The 13,134-nt window shown below is 62.0% G+C and carries 14 protein-coding genes and 1 tRNA gene; 10 read left to right on the top strand and 5 right to left on the bottom strand.

What is annotated here, in order from left to right:
• The first annotated feature begins 21 nt into the window (after nucleotides 1-21).
• A complete protein-coding gene (locus tag RW095_RS36915; RefSeq protein ID WP_317020643.1) occupies nucleotides 22-657 on the top strand; it encodes an LON peptidase substrate-binding domain-containing protein in 636 nt (211 codons plus the stop codon).
• A gap of 23 nt (nucleotides 658-680) precedes the next feature.
• On the opposite strand, the gene mutY is transcribed toward RW095_RS36915, so the two are convergent.
• Both mutY and mutM read right to left on the bottom strand, forming a co-directional pair.
• Nucleotides 681-1,829, bottom strand: coding sequence for an A/G-specific adenine glycosylase (mutY, locus tag RW095_RS36910; RefSeq protein WP_317020642.1), 1,149 nt, complete (start codon nucleotides 1,827-1,829; stop codon nucleotides 681-683).
• Between the two features lie 6 nt (nucleotides 1,830-1,835).
• A complete protein-coding gene (mutM, locus tag RW095_RS36905) occupies nucleotides 1,836-2,666 on the bottom strand; it encodes a bifunctional DNA-formamidopyrimidine glycosylase/DNA-(apurinic or apyrimidinic site) lyase (protein WP_317020641.1) in 831 nt (276 codons plus the stop codon).
• 87 nt (nucleotides 2,667-2,753) lie between these two features.
• Here mutM and RW095_RS36900 point away from each other — a divergent pair, with 87 nt between their 5' ends.
• The 8 genes from RW095_RS36900 to hisC all read left to right on the top strand — a co-directional run bounded on the left by RW095_RS36900 (nucleotide 2,754) and on the right by hisC (nucleotide 10,078).
• Nucleotides 2,754-4,595 (top strand): tetratricopeptide repeat protein, encoded by a 1,842-nt coding sequence (locus RW095_RS36900; RefSeq protein WP_317020640.1) that lies wholly within the window; start codon nucleotides 2,754-2,756, stop codon nucleotides 4,593-4,595.
• Nucleotides 4,595-5,227: a lipoprotein insertase outer membrane protein LolB gene (gene lolB, locus RW095_RS36895; protein ID WP_201702244.1), complete on the top strand. Its 633-nt coding sequence runs from the start codon at nucleotides 4,595-4,597 to the stop codon at nucleotides 5,225-5,227. Before RW095_RS36900 ends, lolB begins: the two co-directional genes overlap by 1 nt.
• A 60-nt stretch (nucleotides 5,228-5,287) precedes the next feature.
• Complete coding sequence (ispE, locus tag RW095_RS36890; protein WP_317020639.1) at nucleotides 5,288-6,169, top strand: 4-(cytidine 5'-diphospho)-2-C-methyl-D-erythritol kinase; 882 nt, start codon at nucleotides 5,288-5,290, stop codon at nucleotides 6,167-6,169.
• A 52-nt stretch (nucleotides 6,170-6,221) separates the two neighbouring features.
• A tRNA-Gln gene (locus tag RW095_RS36885) sits at nucleotides 6,222-6,298 on the top strand.
• A 46-nt stretch (nucleotides 6,299-6,344) separates the two neighbouring features.
• Complete coding sequence (locus RW095_RS36880) at nucleotides 6,345-7,301, top strand: ribose-phosphate pyrophosphokinase (RefSeq protein ID WP_006048037.1); 957 nt, start codon at nucleotides 6,345-6,347, stop codon at nucleotides 7,299-7,301.
• Between the two features lie 163 nt (nucleotides 7,302-7,464).
• The gene (locus RW095_RS36875) at nucleotides 7,465-8,082 is read left to right on the top strand and encodes a 50S ribosomal protein L25/general stress protein Ctc (RefSeq protein ID WP_128587852.1); all 618 of its coding nucleotides are present in this window, start codon (nucleotides 7,465-7,467) and stop codon (nucleotides 8,080-8,082) included.
• Nucleotides 8,083-8,231: 149 nt separating this feature from the next.
• Nucleotides 8,232-8,834, top strand: coding sequence for an aminoacyl-tRNA hydrolase (gene pth, locus RW095_RS36870; RefSeq protein WP_317020638.1), 603 nt, complete (start codon nucleotides 8,232-8,234; stop codon nucleotides 8,832-8,834).
• 164 nt (nucleotides 8,835-8,998) lie between these two features.
• Entirely contained in the window at nucleotides 8,999-10,078 is a 1,080-nt protein-coding gene (gene hisC / locus RW095_RS36865) for a histidinol-phosphate transaminase (RefSeq protein WP_317020637.1), read from the top strand.
• A 68-nt stretch (nucleotides 10,079-10,146) separates the two neighbouring features.
• On the opposite strand, the gene RW095_RS36860 is transcribed toward hisC, so the two are convergent.
• The 3 genes from RW095_RS36860 to rsmD form a co-directional block, all read right to left on the bottom strand.
• Nucleotides 10,147-10,404: a YfhL family 4Fe-4S dicluster ferredoxin gene (locus RW095_RS36860; protein WP_317020636.1), complete on the bottom strand. Its 258-nt coding sequence runs from the start codon at nucleotides 10,402-10,404 to the stop codon at nucleotides 10,147-10,149.
• 63 nt (nucleotides 10,405-10,467) lie between these two features.
• Nucleotides 10,468-10,983 (bottom strand): pantetheine-phosphate adenylyltransferase, encoded by a 516-nt coding sequence (gene coaD / locus RW095_RS36855; protein ID WP_288824630.1) that lies wholly within the window; start codon nucleotides 10,981-10,983, stop codon nucleotides 10,468-10,470.
• Between the two features lie 112 nt (nucleotides 10,984-11,095).
• On the bottom strand, nucleotides 11,096-11,710 hold the full coding sequence (rsmD, locus tag RW095_RS36850; RefSeq protein ID WP_317020635.1) for a 16S rRNA (guanine(966)-N(2))-methyltransferase RsmD: 615 nt from the start codon (nucleotides 11,708-11,710) through the stop codon (nucleotides 11,096-11,098).
• A gap of 242 nt (nucleotides 11,711-11,952) precedes the next feature.
• On the opposite strand from rsmD, the gene ftsY reads away from it, so the two are divergent.
• Entirely contained in the window at nucleotides 11,953-13,134 is a 1,182-nt protein-coding gene (ftsY, locus tag RW095_RS36845) for a signal recognition particle-docking protein FtsY (RefSeq protein WP_317020634.1), read from the top strand.

Below are 13,134 nucleotides of genomic sequence, written 5' to 3'. Positions count from 1 at the left end.
CTTAACTCGAAGCGTTGCGCCATGTCCTCTACTTCTACTGTGCTCGCCGATGTGCCGCTGTTCCCGCTGCATACCGTTCTATTTCCTGACGGAATTCTGCCGCTGAAAATCTTTGAAGCGCGCTACCTCGATATGGCGCGCGACTGCCTGCGCGAAAAGACGCCGTTCGGCGTGTGCCTGTTGAAAAGCGGCGCCGAGGTCGCGCGGGAACACGAGCCTTCGGTGCCCGAATCAATCGGCTGCCTCGCCGAAATCGATGAATGCGACGTTGAGACCTTCGGCATGTTGCTGATTCGCGCGCGCGGCACGCGGCGCTTTCGGCTGCTGTCACATCGAGTGGAAAGCAGCGGCTTGCTGGTCGGTATGGCCGAGCCGCTCGGCGAAGACCGGCCGCTGGAAGGCAACCAGCAACTCGCCAAGTTCGGCGCGTGCGCAGAGGTGTTGGAGCGCATCATCGCGACGATCCGCGAGCGCGACCCGGAAAGCTTGCCGTTCGCAGAACCGTTCAGACTCGAAGACCCGACGTGGGTGTCGAACCGTCTCGCCGAAGTGCTGCCGATCGCGCTGAAAGCGCGCCAGAAACTCATGGAAATGCTGGACGCCGGCGCGCGCATCGACGTGGTTCATCACTATATGCAGCAGCATCAACTGCTGTAAGCAGCGACTCCGCGCGTGATCGCTCAGATCAGCGAACCTTGCAGACTCTCCAGAAGTTTTCGTACGGGCGCGGGCACGCCGAAAGAGTCAAGGTCGCTCAGCGACACCCAGGCGGTGTCCGCATCGCCTAGCGCCGCGAGCGCGCCGACACCGCGATCGAACTCTGCAAGCCGCGGCTCGATGTCCAGCTTGAAATGCGTGAACACATGAGTGAGCGGCGCGAGCGGCGACACCGCGCCGTCGCCGCCGAACTCGCGCGCGCGCGTGGCGAGCGCGGCTTCGTCGGCGGCTTCGGGCAAGCTCCATAAGCCGCCCCAGATACCGGACGGCGGGCGCTTTTCGAGCATCACCGCATTGCCGTCGCGCAGCACGAGCATCCACGTGCGGCGCGTCGGCACGGCTTTCTTCGGACGCGCGGCCGGAAGTTCGCGCTGACGTCCCGTTACATTAGCGACGCAGTCGGCCGCGAACGGACAACGCAAACAGTCGGGCTTGCCGCGCACGCACAACGTGGCGCCGAGGTCCATCAGACCTTGCGTGTACCCGCTGACTTCGTCGTCCGATGCATTCGACGGCAAGAGCGATTCAGCCAGAGTCCACATTGCATTCTCGACCTTCTTCTCGCCGGGGAAACCTTCGACCCCGAACACGCGCGCGAGCACACGCTTTACGTTGCCGTCGAGAATCGTCGCACGGGCGCCGAACGCAAACGACGCGATCGCCGCCGCCGTCGAGCGGCCAATGCCGGGCAATTCCGCGAGTTCCTCTACCGAAGCCGGGAACGCGCCGCCGTGCTGCTCGACGACCGCCTGCGCGCAGCGATGCAGATTGCGGGCGCGCGTGTAATAGCCGAGGCCGGCCCACAGCGCCATTACGTCATCGACGGGAGCCGCGGCAAGCGCGGCAACATCCGGAAAGCGCGCGAGAAACTTCGCATAGTACGGAATCACCGTCGACACTTGCGTCTGCTGCAGCATGATTTCCGACAGCCAGATGCGATATGCATCGCGCGTGTTCTGCCATGGCAGATCATGGCGCCCATGCTTGCGCTGCCACGCGATCAGCCGGGTGGAAAACCCGGACGTGAGCGCAGATGCTGACACAGTGGATACAGCGGGCGCGGCGGACGGTGTGGAACGCTGGCCGGAACTCGGAGTTAAGCGGGAGGGCATTGAAAATTAGCGCTGGCAGGTGGGACAGAAGTAAGTGGAGCGCTGACCTTGCACGATCTGTCTGATCGGCGTGCCGCACACGCGGCAGGGCTGCCCCGCGCGGTCATAGACGAAATAATCGAGCTGGAAGTACCCGCTTTCGCCATCGCTGCCAACGAAATCACGCAGCGTGCTGCCGCCCTTCTCGATCGCCGCTGCAAGCGTCACGCGCACGGCGTCGGCCAACAAGCCGTAGCGTACTAGCGAGACACGGCCAGCCGCAGTGGTGGGCCGGATACCTGCGCGAAAGAGACTTTCGGACGCATAGATATTTCCCACGCCGACCACGATTTCGCCGGCTAGCAGAGCTTGCTTCACCGACACCTTGCGCCCGCGCGTGAGCCGGTGCATGAGCGCGCCTGAGAATGCGGGCGAGAACGGCTCGACGCCAAGATTCGCAAGCAACGGATGCTCCAGCACGTCGCCGGCCTCACGCGGATGCCACAGTATGGCGCCGAAGCGTCGCGGATCACGGAAGCGCAAAATGAAGTCGTCGAAAATCCAGTCGACGTGGTCGTGCTTCGCCGCGGCCGGAGGATGCGGCACATGGCGCAATACACGCAGTGTGCCCGTCATGCCAAGATGCACGATGAACCAGCCCGCGTCGATTTCGAAAAGCAGATACTTGCCGCGCCGCTCGACGTTGCGCACGATGTGCCCGCGCAAGGTCTTAGCAAGGTCCGCGGGAATCGGCCACCGCAGCGCGGGCGTACGGACCTCGACGCGCTCCACCTTGCGGCCGGAGACATACGGCTCGATCCCTCGTCGGGTAACCTCAACTTCTGGCAGCTCTGGCATGTCTAACTGGTCTGCAACTTGCGTGAGTGGTTGTGCGCGTATTGTAGCGAGCGCGTTACAATCGTCCGAAACATTGAACGGATTTCCATGAACTTGTCCTTCGTGAAGCTGTTTTCGAAGCGCCCGGCTAGCGCGTCCCGCGTGCCGCACGCAGTGTCCGCCCGGCGCTCGCTGGGTGTGGCCGCGCTCGCGCTCTGGGCGTTCGCCGCGATGCCCGCGCACGCGCAGGACCCATCGCCGGACGCGGACGACACCTCGGTCACGCTATCCGATCCGCTCGGCCCGCCGTCGGCGGAAGAACAGAAAGCGCTGCCAAGCGTGCAGTTGACGAGCCAGATCGTATTCCAGGTGCTCGCTGCGGAAGTCGCGCTGCAGCGCAATCAGCCGGCGCCCGCCTATCAGACCTACCTCGCGCTCGCGCGCGACACGCATGATCCGCGCATGGCGCAGCGCGCCACTGAAATCGCACTAGCCGCACAAAGTCCGTCGGACGCGTTGGCCGCCGCGCAATTGTGGCAGCAGTATGCGCCGGACTCCGAGCGCGCGGCGCAGCTCGACGCCTCGCTGCTCGTGCTGTCGGGCAAGCCGGATGACGCAGCGCCGCTGCTCGCGCGTGAGCTCGAGAAGGTGCCCGCGCAGAATCGCGGCAGCGCGATTCTGGCGCTTCAGTTGCTGCTTTCCCGCGGACCGAATCGCATCGGCGGCCTGCATGTGCTGCAGGACATGCTGAAGAACGATATGAACAGGCCGGAAGCGCAATTGGCCATCGCACGTCAGCAACTGGTTTCCAATGACGCGCCGGGTGCTCGCAAGTCGCTGGAACAGGCACTTGCCCTTAAGCCTGACTATTTGCCGGCCGCGCTCATGCTGTCGCAAATGGGCCCGGAGGAGCGCAAGGAAGGAATTGCGTCGCTCGAAAAATACGTGCAGCAAAACCCGAAATCGCATGACGCGCGTCTCGCGCTCGCGCAAATGTATCTGGCGAGCGACCGCCTGGACGACGCGCAAAAGCAGTTCGAGATCATGCACAAGGCGAATGCGAACGACCTCACGCCGCTCATGGCGCTCGCACTCATCAAGATCCAGCAAAAGAATTTCAACGAAGCGCAGACTTATCTCACGCAGTACGCGCAGCAAGCCGAGAAGACACCTGGCGCGGACGCGGGGCAAGCGTATATCTATCTTGCGCAGCTGTCGCTCGAACAGAAGAACGAAGCGGCCGCCGCCGACTGGCTCGACAAGATTTCGCCGTCCAGCCAGCAGTACATGCCCGCGCAGATCACGCGCGCGCAACTGCTCGCCAAGCAAGGCAAGCCCGACGACGCGCGCCGCCAGCTGGCCAATCTGCGGCCGGCCGATCCGCGTGACCAGGCGTTGGTCGCACGCACCGACGCAGCAATCCTGTTCGACGCGAAGCGCTACCCGGAAGCGGAGACGCGCCTGCAACAAGCCACGGCGGCATTCCCGGACGACCCCGATCTGACCTACGACTACGCAATGGCCGCCGAAAAGAACGGCCACTTCGACGTCATGGAAGCGCAATTGCGCAAGCTTATCCAGACGCAGCCGGACAATCCCCAGGCGTACAACGCGCTCGGCTATTCGCTTGCCGATCGCAATCAGCGTCTCGCGGAAGCGGACAAGCTGGTCGAGAAGGCGTCGTCGCTTGCGCCGAACGACGCGTTCATCATGGACAGCGTCGGCTGGGTCAAGTACCGCATGGGCAATACGTCGGACGCGATCAAAGTGCTGCGCAAGGCGTACGACATTCAGCCGAACGCTGAAATCGGCGCGCACCTCGGCGAGGTGCTGTGGAAAGCCGGCGATCAGGACCAGGCCCGCGCCGCTTTCCGCGAAGCGCGCAAGCTCGAACCTAACAACGAAACGCTCGTCAAAACGCTGCAACGTCTTCAGGTGAACGATCTTTGATGCGCATTTCCCGTTTCAATTCTTTTTCGTGGGCGCCGCGTCGCGCGGCGCTCGGGCTCGCTGCGGCGGCCGTCGTCACATTGGCCGGCTGCGCTTCGGTGAAACCGCAGGGGCCGTCCACGTCGAATGCGGCGACCGCGGTGACCGCGCAAACGAGCCGTGCTTACCATGGCCGTTTCGCGATCCAGTACAACGATCAGAATGGCCAGCAGCGCAATGCCTACGGCAATTTCTCGTGGCAGGAAACGGGCGACACGGTCACCTTGCAATTGCGCAATCCGCTTGGTCAGACGCTCGCGATCGTCACATCGTCGCCGGCTTCGGCCACGCTTGAATTGCCGAACCGCCAACCGCTTACCGCCGACAACGTCTCCACGTTGATGCAGAACGCGCTCGGCTTCGCACTTCCCGTCGAAGGATTGCGTTACTGGCTGCAGCCTTCGCCCGCGCCTACCTCGCGCGCCAAAACGGAAAAGGACCCGGAGCAGCCGTCACGCTTTAAAGAAATCACCCAAGACGGCTGGACGATCGACTATCTTGCCTACGCCGAAGCACCGGCCACTGGCGTAAAACGCGTGAATCTGACGCGCTCGGAGCCGCCGCTCGACATCAAGCTTGTACTAGACCAGTAAAACGCGCGCCTCGCGCTCTTGCCGCTTATTCGGCGCCACCTCGGCGCATGCAGCCTCGATATGATCGAAACAACCGACTCGCTGCGCGATTGCCTCGCGCCAGCCAAACTCAACCTCTTTCTGCACATCACCGGACGCCGGCCGGACGGCTATCACACGCTGCAAACGGTCTTCCAGCTACTCGACTGGGGCGACACGCTGCACTTCAAGCGTCGCGCCGACGGACTCATCACGCGTAGCACCGAAATCGCCGACGTGCCCCCCGAACACGACCTCGCCGTGCGCGCCGCCACGCTTCTGAAAGCGCATACAGGCTCGCCGGAAGGCGTCGATATAGAAATCGAAAAGCGCCTGCCCATGGGCGCGGGTCTCGGTGGCGGCAGTTCCGACGCGGCGACCACGCTGCTCGCGCTGAACCGGCTTTGGAAGTTGAACGTGCCGCGGCTGGAATTGCAGGCGCTGGCGTTAAAGCTCGGCGCCGACGTGCCATTTTTCGTTTTCGGAAAAAATGCATTCGCCCAGGGTGTCGGTGAAGCTTTAGACGTTGTACAATTGCCGCCGCGTCATTTCCTGGTAGTGACGCCGAGGGTTCATGTTCCGACTGCAGCGATTTTTTCCGAAAAAGCGTTGACAAGAGATTCAAAAGCCCTCACAATTACGGACTTTCCTGCAGAACTTAGCTGCAACACTGAGTGGCCAGAAAGCTTTGGCCGCAATGACATGCAGCAGGTTGTCGTCGGAAAGTACGCGGAAGTAGCCCAAGTGCTGCGATGGTTTGAAAACGTCGCGCCGGCGCGGATGTCTGGATCCGGTGCAAGTGTCTTTGCAGCGTTCCGTAACAAAGCTGAAGCAGAAGCGGTGCAAGCCAAACTGCCAGGCGAATGGAACAGCGCAGTGGCCGCCAGTCTAGAGCAACATCCACTCTTTGCTTTCGCGTCATAGGTTTTGCATCGTCGAACGAAAGTCCATGTTCGGCGGGGCTCAAAGTTAGTGTAGGGGAGTCGCCAAGCTGGTTAAGGCACCGGATTTTGATTCCGGCATGCAAAGGTTCGAATCCTTTCTCCCCTGCCAATAGTTCTCGCATTTCCCCTCGCCCCCAGCCTGAAGCAGGTGCACGATGAGCAGCCATGACGGCCTGATGGTTTTTACTGGCAACGCGAATCCCGCGCTTGCACAGGAAGTCGTCAAAATCCTCGGTATTCCCCTCGGCAAAGCAATGGTTAGCCGTTTCTCAGACGGCGAAATCCAGGTCGAGATTCAGGAAAACGTGCGCGGCAAAGACGTCTTTGTTCTGCAGTCCACGTGCGCACCGGCGAATGACAACCTGATGGAACTGATGATCATGGTCGACGCGCTCAAGCGCGCATCGGCTGGTCGGATCACTGCAGCCATCCCCTACTTCGGTTATGCACGTCAGGATCGCCGCCCCCGTTCGGCGCGCGTCGCCATCTCGGCGAAAATCGTGGCGAACATGCTGGAAATCGCAGGCGTCGAGCGGATCATCACGATGGATCTGCACGCCGACCAGATTCAAGGCTTCTTCGACATCCCCGTCGACAACATCTACGCTACGCCCGTGCTGCTCGGCGATCTGCGCAAGCAGAACTACGAGAACCTGCTGGTCGTCTCGCCGGACGTCGGCGGCGTGGTGCGAGCCCGGGCATTGGCGAAGCAGTTGAATTGCGATCTCGCGATCATCGACAAACGCCGCCCGAAGGCGAACGTTGCCGAAGTGATGAACATCATCGGTGAAGTGGAAGGCCGGACCTGCGTGATCATGGACGACATGGTCGACACCGCCGGCACGCTTTGCAAGGCAGCTCAGGTTTTGAAGGAACGTGGTGCGAAACAGGTTTTCGCTTATGCCACCCACCCGGTTCTGTCGGGCGGCGCCGGCGAGCGTATCGCCGCATCCGCACTCGACGAACTCGTTGTCACGGACACGATCCCGCTCGGTGAAGAAGCCCGCTCGTGCGCGAAGATCCGTTCGTTGACCAGCGCCGGTCTGCTTGCCGAAACGTTCTCGCGGATCCGCCGCGGCGATTCGGTCATGTCGCTGTTCGCTGAAAGTTAAGTATTTGCGAAGGCGCGGTGTATCGCTTTATGCGACACGCGCGCTTTTGCACAATCGGCGTGAACGAACGAAGGTTCATGCCGCAGCTCTGGGGCCTCAGCCATAACGGCTTGCGGGCCCCGTTTTTACTGCCTGGTCGCGGGCAGTGCATTGGAGATTCAAAATGAAAGTTGTCGCTTTCGAGCGTTCTTTGCAAGGTACGGGTGCGAGCCGCCGCCTGCGTAACTCGGGCAAGACCCCGGGCATCGTATATGGCGCTGGTGCTGAAACGCAATTGGTCGAACTGGACCACAACGCGCTGTGGCACGCGCTGAAGAAAGAAGTTTTCCACTCGTCGATCCTCGATCTGGAAGTCGGTGGCAAGTCGCAACAGGTTCTGCTGCGCGACGTGCAATACCACCCGTTCCGTCAGCTCGTGCTGCACGTGGACTTCCAACGTGTCGACGCATCGAAGAAGCTGCACACCAAGGTGCCGCTGCACTTCCTGAACCAGGAAAGCAACCCCGCAGTGAAGCTGGCGAGCGCGGTGATCTCGCACGTCGTCAATGAACTGGAAATCGAGTGCCTGCCGTCGGCACTGCCTGAATTCATTGAAGTCGACCTGGCCAAGATCGAAGCCGGTCAATCGGTTCACGCTAAGGACATCCCGCTGCCGGCAGGCGTGTCGCTGGTTGCTCACCTCGAAGCAGAAAACCCGGTGGTCGCTGCTGCAACGATCCCGGCTGGCGCAGTGTCCGAAAGCGACGCCGCTGCTGGTGAAGGCGAAACGCCGGCTGCTTAAGTGCGCTTCGCGCAGTGAGCAAGTAATCCTCTCGATTCGTTTCAATGAGACGATCGATGTGACCCGCCGAGGTTCGCCCCGGCGGGTTTTTTTTCGGTTATTTCGGCCCGGCCGCGTTTCGCTTGCGGGCCAGATGGACCCACGCAATCATGATCAAGCTGATCGTCGGCCTCGGCAATCCGGGCGCCGAATACACTGCGACGCGCCATAACGCCGGCTTCTGGCTGGTGGATCAACTGGCGCGCGAGGCGGGCACGACGCTGCGCGACGAGCGGCGCTTCCACGGCTTTTATGCGAAGGCGCGACTCCACGGCGAGGAAGTGCACCTGCTGCAGCCGCAGACTTATATGAACCGCTCTGGTCAGTCTGTCGTCGCGGTGGCGCAATTCTTCAAGATTCTTCCGGACGAAATCCTGGTCGCGCACGACGAGCTCGACATGCCGCCCGGCAGCGTGAAGCTGAAGCTCGGCGGCGGCAGCGGCGGACATAACGGCTTGAAGGACATCACGGCGCACCTGTCGTCGCAGCAATATTGGCGGCTGCGCATCGGCATCGGGCATCCACGCGACCTGATTCCTGAAAGCGCGCGTGCCGGCGCCAAGCCCGACGTCGCGAACTACGTGCTGAAACCGCCGCGGCGTGAAGAGCAGGACGTGATCGACGCGTCCATCGAGCGCGCGTTGGCGGTCATGCCGCAGATCATCAAAGGCGAGCTTGAACGCGCGATGATGCAACTGCATCGCAATTCGTGACTGGTGTTGCGCGCGGCGGCGCCCGTCGTCGAGCCTTTACAACTGCTGTCGGCGTGGGGAAGGACTAAACGCTTTGTCCGGCCGAAGCAGCTGAAAAAGCGCGGCCTTCGGCGAGCAGCTAAGCCCTGACCCGAACGACCGCCTTGCAAGGACAGGAGAGTGCTTTGAGCCGATATTGGAGTGACATCGTTCACCGACTGACGCCGTATGTGCCGGGCGAGCAACCCCTCCTCGCCCATCCGGTCAAGCTGAACACCAACGAAAATCCCTATCCTCCGTCGCCCCGCGTGCTCGAGGCGATTCGCCAGGAACTCGCCGATGCAGGCGAGTCGCTGCGCCGCTACCCGGACCCCACCGCGCTCAAGTTGCGCGAAACAGTTGCCGCCTACCACGGCATCCGTGCCGATCAGGTGTTTGCGGGCAACGGCTCGGATGAAGTGCTTGCGCTCACCTTCCAGGCTTTGCTAAAGCACGACAAACCTTTGCTGTTCCCTGACATCACGTACAGCTTCTATCCGACGTACGCGAGGCTTTTCGACGTCGACTACAGGACGATTCCGCTCGACGACAGTTTCGCCATCAACGTCGACGACTACGCCGTTGCGAACGGTGGCATCCTGTTTCCGAACCCGAATGCGCCCACTGGACGTCCGTTGCCGCTCGCCGATATCGAGCGCCTGGTAGCGAAAAACGCCGACTCCGTTACGGTGATCGACGAAGCCTATGTCGACTTCGGAGCCGAGTCGGCGATCGGACTGATAGACCGCTTTCCGAATCTGCTCGTCGTGCAGACAGTGTCCAAGTCGCGCTCGCTGGCAGGCATGCGCGTCGGCTTCGCCTTTGGCAACGCGGAGCTAATCGACGCGCTCAATCGTGTAAAAGACAGCTTCAACTCCTATCCGCTCGACCGCCTCGCGCAAGTCGCCGCCCGCGCGGCTTACGAAGACGACGCGTGGTTTCGCGACACATGCGCAAAAGTGATTGCAAGCCGCGAACGGCTGGCCGCGGGGCTAACGGCGCTAGGCTTCGACGTGGTGCCGTCCGCAGCCAATCTGCTGTTTGCGCGTCACGAGGCGTACGACGCGGCAACGCTCGTGTTGCGCCTTCGTGAAAGGGAAATTTTCGTGCGCCGCTTCAACGCGCCGAGAATCGACCAGCACCTGCGCATCTCGGTCGGTACCGACGCGGAGTGCGGGCTTCTGCTCGACGCATTGCGCGACATATTCAGCGCTTACATCGGCTGATTGGACGTGCGCAAAAAAAACGGCGAGGCCCGCGCCTCGCCGTTTTACACATTCCCACCGCAAGAACGTCACGCGCCCTTTGCCGCCTGCAGTGCATGGTACTTCGCCATCAAGCCTTCCGGCGTTTCGAGATACTCGGGATCGCGCGGAATACACTCGACCGGGCATACCTGGATGCACTGCGGTTCGTCGAAATGACCGACGCACTCCGTACACTTCTTCGGGTCGATCACGTAGATTTCCGGGCCCATCGAAATCGCGTCGTTCGGGCACTCGGGCTCGCACACGTCGCAATTGATGCACTCGTCGGTAATCATCAAGGCCATACTTCTCTCCCTTCGCGCCGGCCGCAGCCGGCTTGGATCCGTCATACCGACAGTTTACGCCGGTTACGGCTGCGCCGCCGGAGCACCGTTATCCGGGTCCAACGCCGCAACCTTTTCCTTCAGCCATTTTTCGACCGACGGGAAAACGAACTTGCTCACGTCGCCGCCCAACTGCGCGATCTCGCGCACGATCGTGCCCGAGATGAACTGGTATTGATCGGACGGCGTCATGAACATGGTTTCGACGTCCGGCAACAGATAGCGGTTCATGCCCGCCATCTGAAACTCATATTCGAAGTCGGACACCGCGCGCAGTCCGCGCACGATCACTCGCGCGTTATTGCTGCGAACGAAGTCCTTCAGCAGCCCTTTGAAGCTCATGACCTGAACATTCGGGTAATGGCCCAGCACTTCGTGAGCGATATCAAGCCGCTCTTTCAGCGTGAAGAACGGCTTCTTGTTGCGGCTGTCGGCGACGCCGACCACCAGCGTGTCGAAGATGCTCGACGCGCGCCGAACGAGGTCTTCGTGACCGCGCGTTAGCGGATCGAACGTGCCCGGGTACACGGCGACTACCATGAGATTTCTCCTCTCTTCAGACAGATGGGCACGTCAAAGCGTCCACGCGACGCATTTGGCACCGGCCGCGCGCGTGACGGCAAACCGTCCGGCGCTTGTTATGGAAGGCGCATTATTCCTCATTTTCGCGCTGCAGCAAATGGAAGTGGACAGCGCCCGCCTTGCCTTGCCGCACGATTTCCCATCCGGCAAGCGCTTCGTTTGCGCCGGGCTCGATCGCCACGCCAGCTTCCACATAAAGGAAACCGTCGTTGCTCACGAGCGGAGCGGCCAGCGCGAGCGCTTTATCCAGCACATCCGTGCCAAACGGCGGGTCGAGGAATACCACGTCGAACGAACCGGGCGGCAGGCTCGCCGCAAGGCGCAAACCATCGGCCTCGGCAATTTCGATCATGCGCGCCGCGAGGCGTTCCTGGTTTGCCCGCAACTGGGTCGCCGCTCGCGCATTGCGCTCGACCATCAGCACGCGTGCGGCGCCGCGCGACGCCGCTTCGAAGCCGAGCGCGCCGCTGCCGGCAAACAGATCGAGGCAGCGCTGACCGTCCAGACGTTGACCGAGCCAGTTGAACAGCGTTTCGCGGACGCGGTCCGGCGTGGGGCGCAAGCCGTCCAGGTCGAGCACGGGCAGCGGCGTGCGTTTCCAGTCGCCGCCGATAATCCGGATGGCGTGCGGCTTGCCGCCTTTGGACGAAGCGCCATGGGCGCGGGAAGTGGCTGAACGGGGCATGCAGTTTCGATTACGTTGATATAAGCGTCCGCTGCGTCGAAGCAAGCGGACCGGAGCGCCAACGTTACCACAGGGGCGCGGCGCGTCCAGCCTGGCCGTTCGGCCTATACGACGTGCGACGGCGCGCCTGATAAAATGTGCGGCTTCCAGCGCCTTGCATCCCGCATCGCAACGCTGCCTGCCGCTTTCGCCGGTGCTGTACCGGCTGCGCGCATCGGCGCGCGCTCTCACCATGCCAGATCATGTTCAGCTTTTTCAAACGATTCAAGGGTTCGAAAGAGTCCGAAAACGCGCCAGACGAATCGCAAATCGCGCCTGAGGGGCTGATTGACGAGCCGGCTACAGAAGCGCCAGCCGCGCCTCCTGTCCCTGCAACCACCGGGACGGCTTCAACTTCCAGCCCGCCGGCGAGCATTGTGCCGCCGACCGCCGCCTCGCCGGAACCGCAGCCTCAACCCGATTTCGAGGAATCGACGCTCGAGACCGTCGAGATCGTGCCTCCGCCCTTGCAGGATGCAAGCGCGAAAGGCTCGTGGCTGACTCGTCTGAAAACCGGCTTGTCGAAGACCAGTTCGAGTCTCACCGGCATTTTCGTCGGCACCAAGATCGACGAGGATCTTTACGAAGAGCTGGAAACCGCGCTGATCATGTCCGACGCGGGCGTCGACGCGACCGAATTCCTGCTTGAAGCGCTGCGCGAGAAGGTTCGCACCGAGCGTCTTACGGAGCCGCAACAGGTCAAGACGGCGCTGCGCGCGCTACTGGTCGAGTTGCTCAAGCCGCTGGAAAGCTCGCTGATGCTCGGGCGCGCGCAGCCGCTCGTCATGATGATCGCGGGCGTCAACGGCGCGGGCAAGACGACGAGCATCGGCAAGCTCGCCAAGCATCTGCAGAGTTTTAACCAGTCGGTGTTGCTTGCCGCCGGCGACACCTTCCGCGCCGCCGCCCGCGAGCAGTTGGCGATCTGGGGACAACGCAACAACGTCACCGTGGTGTCGCAGGAAAGCGGCGATCCGGCGGCCGTGATATTCGATGCGGTCGGTGCCGCGCGGGCGCGCAAGATCGACGTGATGATGGCGGACACGGCCGGCCGTCTACCTACGCAGTTGCATCTAATGGAGGAATTGCGCAAGGTCAAGCGCGTGATCGGCAAGGCGCAAGACGGCGCGCCGCACGAGGTGTTGCTCGTCATCGACGCCAATACCGGGCAGAACGCGCTTGCGCAGGTCAAGGCTTTCGACGACGCGCTCGGCTTGACCGGCCTGATCGTCACCAAGCTCGACGGTACGGCCAAGGGCGGCATTCTTGCAGCCATCGCGCGGCAGCGACCAATTCCGGTGTACTTCATCGGCGTTGGCGAAAAGGTCGAGGATTTGCAGCCTTTCAGCGCTGAAGAGTTCTCAGATGCGTTGCTAGGCGGGTAA

The organism is Paraburkholderia kirstenboschensis, from assembly GCF_032806925.1.
In the GTDB taxonomy this organism is placed as follows: Bacteria; Pseudomonadota; Gammaproteobacteria; order Burkholderiales; family Burkholderiaceae; genus Paraburkholderia; species Paraburkholderia kirstenboschensis.
This window is presented reverse-complemented; position numbering and strand designations above follow the sequence as displayed.